The 5105-nt window shown below is 62.9% G+C and carries 7 protein-coding genes; all 7 read left to right on the top strand.

From position 1 onward, the window contains the following. On the top strand, window positions 1–492 hold a 492-nt coding region (locus EN984_RS22260), incomplete at its 5' end, for an FAD-dependent oxidoreductase (protein WP_164765578.1). A gap of 2 nt (window positions 493–494) precedes the next feature. Next, on the top strand, window positions 495–1808 hold the full coding sequence (preA, locus tag EN984_RS22255; RefSeq protein ID WP_027035003.1) for an NAD-dependent dihydropyrimidine dehydrogenase subunit PreA: 1314 nt from the start codon (window positions 495–497) through the stop codon (window positions 1806–1808). A 199-nt stretch (window positions 1809–2007) separates the two neighbouring features. Continuing rightward, entirely contained in the window at window positions 2008–2511 is a 504-nt protein-coding gene (locus EN984_RS22250; RefSeq protein ID WP_024501511.1) for an Rrf2 family transcriptional regulator, read from the top strand. A 42-nt stretch (window positions 2512–2553) separates the two neighbouring features. Further along, window positions 2554–3012 (top strand): carboxymuconolactone decarboxylase family protein, encoded by a 459-nt coding sequence (locus EN984_RS22245; protein ID WP_127269912.1) that lies wholly within the window; start codon window positions 2554–2556, stop codon window positions 3010–3012. A gap of 62 nt (window positions 3013–3074) precedes the next feature. Beyond that, a complete protein-coding gene (locus tag EN984_RS22240) occupies window positions 3075–3452 on the top strand; it encodes a DoxX family protein (RefSeq protein WP_127269914.1) in 378 nt (125 codons plus the stop codon). Window positions 3453–3566: 114 nt separating this feature from the next. Then, the gene (locus tag EN984_RS22235) at window positions 3567–4628 is read left to right on the top strand and encodes a glycosyltransferase family 4 protein (protein WP_127272617.1); all 1062 of its coding nucleotides are present in this window, start codon (window positions 3567–3569) and stop codon (window positions 4626–4628) included. 50 nt (window positions 4629–4678) lie between these two features. Continuing rightward, window positions 4679–5105 (top strand): glycogen debranching N-terminal domain-containing protein (locus EN984_RS22230; RefSeq protein ID WP_281057322.1); only part of this gene is annotated, 427 nt, incomplete at its 3' end.

Here is a 5105-nt window from a genome sequence, read left to right as displayed (position 1 = left end):
GCCGTGCAGTCGAAATTGCTCGGCGCCGAGGAGGTGACGATCTGCTACCGGCGCGGCCAGGAGCACATGAATGCGTCCGAGTTCGAGCAGGATCTGGCCGCCGCCAATGGCGTCACCATCCGCCACTGGCTGCAGCCGAAGCGGGTGATCGCCGAGGGCGGCAAAGTGTCGGGCATCGAACTCGAATACACCGCCATGAACGGCGACAGGCTTGCCGGCACCGGCGAGACCCTGACGCTCGTTGCCGACCAGGTGTTCAAGGCGATCGGACAGAGTTTTGTGCCGGCAGCCCTCAACGGCAGCGGTGCGTCGATCGATCTCGAAGCCGGCCGCATCAAGGTGGATGCGGAAGGGCGTACGTCGCTTGCCAGGGTCTGGGCCGGCGGCGACTGCATCTTCGGTGGCGACGACCTCACCGTCTCGGCGGTCGCGCAGGGGCGCGACGCTGCGGAGAGCATCAACCGGGCACTGACCTCGAACGGGAGGGCATGAGCATGGCAGATATCAGAAACAATTTCGTCGGCATCAAGTCGCCCAATCCGTTCTGGCTTGCCTCGGCGCCGCCGACCGACAAGGCCTACAACGTCATCCGCGCCTTCAAGGCCGGCTGGGGCGGCGTGGTGTGGAAGACGCTCGGCGAGGAAGGCCCGCCGGTGGTCAACGTCAACGGCCCGCGCTATGGCGCGATCTGGGGCGCCGACCGCCGCCTGCTCGGCCTCAACAACATCGAGTTGATCACCGACCGCGACCTGCAGGTCAATTTGCGCGAGATCAAGCAGGTCAAGAAGGACTGGCCCGACCGCGCCATCGTCGTCTCGCTGATGGTGCCTTGCGTCGAGGAGGCCTGGAAGGCGATCCTGCCGGTGGTCGAGGAGACCGAAGCCGACGGCATCGAGCTGAATTTCGGCTGCCCGCACGGCATGTCGGAGCGCGGCATGGGCGCGGCTGTCGGCCAAGTGCCGGAATATATCGAAATGGTGGTGCGCTGGTGCAAGCAGAACACCCGCATGCCCGTCATCACCAAGCTGACGCCCAACATCACCGATGTGCGCAAGCCCGCACGGGCGGCACATGCCGGCGGCACCGATGCGGTGTCGCTGATCAACACCATCAATTCAATCACCGGTGTCGACCTCGACAGCTTCGCGCCGCAGCCGACAATCGACGGCAAGGGCTCGCATGGCGGCTATTGCGGCCCGGCGGTGAAGCCGATCGCCATGAACATGGTGGCCGAGATCGCGCGCGATCCAGAAACCCGCGGCCTGCCGATCTCCGGCATCGGCGGCATCACCACCTGGCGTGACGCGGCCGAATTCATGGCGCTCGGCGCCGGCAATGTGCAGGTGTGCACGGCGGCGATGACCTATGGCTTCAAAATCGTGCAGGAAATGATCGCGGGCCTCGAAAACTGGATGGACGAGAAGGGGCACGCCTCGCTCAACGACATCGTCGGCCGCGCCACGCCCAATGTGACCGATTGGCAGTATCTCAACCTGAACTACGTCGCCAAGGCGCGTATCGACCAGGATGCCTGCATCAAATGCGGCCGCTGCCACATCGCCTGCGAGGACACTTCGCACCAGGCGATCACCAGCATGGTCGACGGCGTCAGGCACTTCGAGGTGATCGAGGCCGAATGCGTCGGCTGTAATCTCTGCGTCAATGTCTGCCCGGTCGAGAACTGCATCACCATGGAGCCGCTGGCAGCCGGCGTGATGGACCAGCGCACCGGCAGGCCGGTATCGCCCGTCTATGCCAACTGGACGACGCACCCGAACAACCCGATGGCCAAGGTGGCAGCGGAATAGGGACACGTCACGAGAAGAGCGCCGAGGGCGCAGCAGCTTCTCTTCCCCCCCGTATAGTGACGGGGAGAAAGACGCTGTCATCGCCGATTTCGCCAATCACCAACGTATTCCTTTTTCGAAAGCGGACGACTCTGCATTTTCCTATTGCAGATAAGAATTATCCACGATAATATATATCCATGATAAAGGAGCCGATCCAATGAAACTGGGCGAGGGCGTTGAGGCAGCCATCCATTGCGCTGCCACGCTGGCGAGTGTGGAGGGGAACAGCACCATGCCTGGCGCTGCTCTCGCCGAGGCCTTTGGCCTGTCGCCTAGCTATCTGCTGAAGCATCTCAACATGCTGAGCGCCGCGCGCATCCTGGAATCGGTGCCCGGGCCTGCCGGTGGCTATCGGCTGGCGCGGCCGGCCGAGCGCATCACGCTGCTCGACATCGTGCTGGCCGTCGAGGGCCGCGAGCCGGCCTTCCGTTGCGGCGAGATACGCCAGCGCGGTCCGGTGAAGCTCGATGCTTCAGCCTATGTCAAACCCTGCGGCATCAACGCGGCGATGCTGAAGGCCGAGCGCGCCTATCGCGCCGCGCTCGCCGAGACCAAGCTGTCCGATATCGTGGCCACCTATGCGGCAGAAGGCGATCCCAGGTCACTTGCCGCGAGCTGCGCCTTCGTCGAGCGCCACCAGCGGCCGCAAAAATCCAGTTAACCCCGCCGACCCAAACCCAGGCAGATTTGAAAGGACAAGAAGATGAAACAGAGGCTGCAATTTTTCGCCAAGGCGCCGGAGATCATGAAGGCCGTGTCGGCGCTCAACAAGGCGGTGGACGAATGCGGGCTCGAGGTGAGCCTGCTGCACCTGATCAAACTCAGAGCGTCGCAGATCAATGGCTGCTCGTACTGCGTCGAGATGCATAGCCGCGAGGCGAGGCGCGACGGCGAGACCGAGCAGCGGCTCTACCTGGTTTCAGCCTGGAAGGAATCGCCGCTGTTTTCCGAGCGCGAACGCGCCGCCTTGGCCTGGACCGAGGCCGTCACCCTGATCGCCAACAATGGCGTGCCGGACGAGCTCTATGCAAAGACGCTCGAGCATTTCTCGGAAGAGGAATTGGTCAAGCTGTCCGTTGCGCTCGGCATGATCAACACCTGGAACCGGCTGTGCATTCCGTTCCAGGCCATTCACCCGATGCCGGCGGCCAAGGCCGCCTGATTGTCCATTTATGTTGGGAGCGCCGTCGAAAGACGGCGCTCCACTTTCCAAGGGAGCGTTTGATGCCTGCCGATTTGCCTTCAACCTTGTTGTTTCTCGCTCGCCTGTTGCTCGGCGGCGCCTTCGTCTTCGCCGGCCTGCGCAACATCCAGAACGCGGCCTTCCTGACCCAGATGATGGCTGCGCGCGGCGTGCCGCAGGCAAGATTGGCGCTGTGGCTCGGCATCGTGCTTCAGATCGCCGCCGGCGTGCTGGTCATCGCAGGATTGTGGACGGCACTCGCGGCCGCGGTGCTGCTGGTGTTCCTGATCGTTGCCACGCCGATGTTCCACAATTTTTGGGACCATCAGGGCCCGGATCGTGCGTCCCGCATCAATGGCTTCGTCGGCAATGTCGCCCTGAGCGGTGGCTTTCTGACCCTGATCGCGCAATCCGTTTGACGCACAGTTGCATGCCGACTGCGGCCTCTGGTGCCGACGGCTCGATCATAAAATCGGAACCAATCGAGGCGTTGACGCATTTCACACCTGCATGCCCAGCATCCAGGATGGAATATGAAAATCGCCCATGTCGCGCCGCTTTATGAATCGGTGCCGCCAAGGCTCTATGGCGGCACCGAGCGCATCGTCTCGTATCTAACCGAAGCGCTGGTCGATCTGGGCCATGAGGTGACGCTGTTCGCCAGTGGCGACAGCCAGACTTCCGCGACGCTGGTAGCCAGCCGGGAACGCGCGCTGCGCCTCGATCCGCGTCCGCTCAAATCCGAGATCGCTGCGCATCTTTCGATGCTTGCTCAGGTGAGGGACCGGGCGTCGGAGTTCGATGTCATCCACTTCCACCTCAGCCATTTCCTGCACTTTTCCTTCTTCGAGGATCTCGCCGACCGCACGGTGACGACGCCGCATGGCAGGCTGGATTATGTGGACCTGGCGCCGGCCTATGAACGGTTTCCGCGTTTTCCCCTGATTTCCATTTCGCACAGCCAGAAGGCGGGCCTTGCCAAGGCCAATTGGCTGGCGACGATCCATCACGGGCTGCCGACCACTCTCTACGAACCGACTTTCGAGACGACGGCGGAAGAACCCTACCTTGCCTTCCTCGGCCGGTTCTCACGCGACAAGCGCCCGGACCGCGCCATCGAGATCGCCTTGCGGTCGGGGCTCAAGCTGAAGCTTGCGGCAAAGATCGGCGACGACGACCGCGCCTATTTCCACGAGGTGGTCGAACCGTTGATCGACGGCGATCGCATCGTCTATGTCGGCGAGATCGAGGAGGACCAGAAGGCGGAATTTCTCGGCAAGGCGGCCGGCCTGCTGTTCCCGATCGACTGGCCGGAGCCGTTCGGGCTCGCCGCCATCGAGGCCATGGCCTGCGGTACGCCGGTGATCGCCTGGAATTGCGGTGCGCTGCCCGAGATCATCGATCAAGGCGTGACCGGTTTCATCGCTGACACGCTGGATGGAGCGGTCGCCGCGGTGCCTGCTTTGCTGCAGCTCGACAGGCGCAAGGTGAGGGCCGTTTTTGAAAAGCGTTTTTCCGCTCGAAGAATGGCCGGCGACTATCTGGCCGCCTATGCGGGCCTGATCGGCGTCCCGAGCGCGGCGAAGGCGTCTTGAGCAGCGACGTGCTCGAGCCACGGCAACGAAACAACAGGGATCTTTGACGAATGGCCCAACTCGATGAGCGCCAGCTCGATCCTGCGGTTGCGCTTGCATCGCTCGACGCCACCGCACCTCGCGAGCCGCATCGGCTGTTTGCGCTCAAACAGGGCGATTGCGTCGCGGTTGCCGACGCCTATGGCGACATACGTGGAGCCGGCGACGGTTTCTTTCGCGACGACACACGGGTTCTTTCCGAGTTCCGGCTGACCGTCGGCGGCAGGCAGACATCGCTGCTCGGCGCCTCGCTCAGCCAGGACAATGTGCTGTTCACCACCAATTTGACCAATCTGCCGATACAGAGCGCCGGCGGACGCGACATCCCGCAGGGAGCCATCCACATCGAACGCGTCAGGCTGCTCTGGCAGGACAGGCTGTTCGAACGCATCACGCTTTCCAATTACAGCCGGGAACATTCGACGATCAACGTTTCCC

Source organism: Mesorhizobium sp. M7A.F.Ca.CA.004.12.1.1 (assembly GCF_003997835.1).
Taxonomy (GTDB): Bacteria; Pseudomonadota; Alphaproteobacteria; order Rhizobiales; family Rhizobiaceae; genus Mesorhizobium.
Note: the sequence above shows the minus strand (reverse complement) of the source record. Positions and strands in the feature narration are given on the sequence as shown.

Coding starts and splice junctions, on each gene's coding strand:
- preA (WP_027035003.1), top strand. CDS start 495: ATGGCAGATATCAGAAACAATTTCGTCGGCATCAAGTCGCCCAATCCG.
- EN984_RS22250 (WP_024501511.1), top strand. CDS start 2,008: ATGAAACTGGGCGAGGGCGTTGAGGCAGCCATCCATTGCGCTGCCACG.
- EN984_RS22245 (WP_127269912.1), top strand. CDS start 2,554: ATGAAACAGAGGCTGCAATTTTTCGCCAAGGCGCCGGAGATCATGAAG.
- EN984_RS22240 (WP_127269914.1), top strand. CDS start 3,075: ATGCCTGCCGATTTGCCTTCAACCTTGTTGTTTCTCGCTCGCCTGTTG.
- EN984_RS22235 (WP_127272617.1), top strand. CDS start 3,567: ATGAAAATCGCCCATGTCGCGCCGCTTTATGAATCGGTGCCGCCAAGG.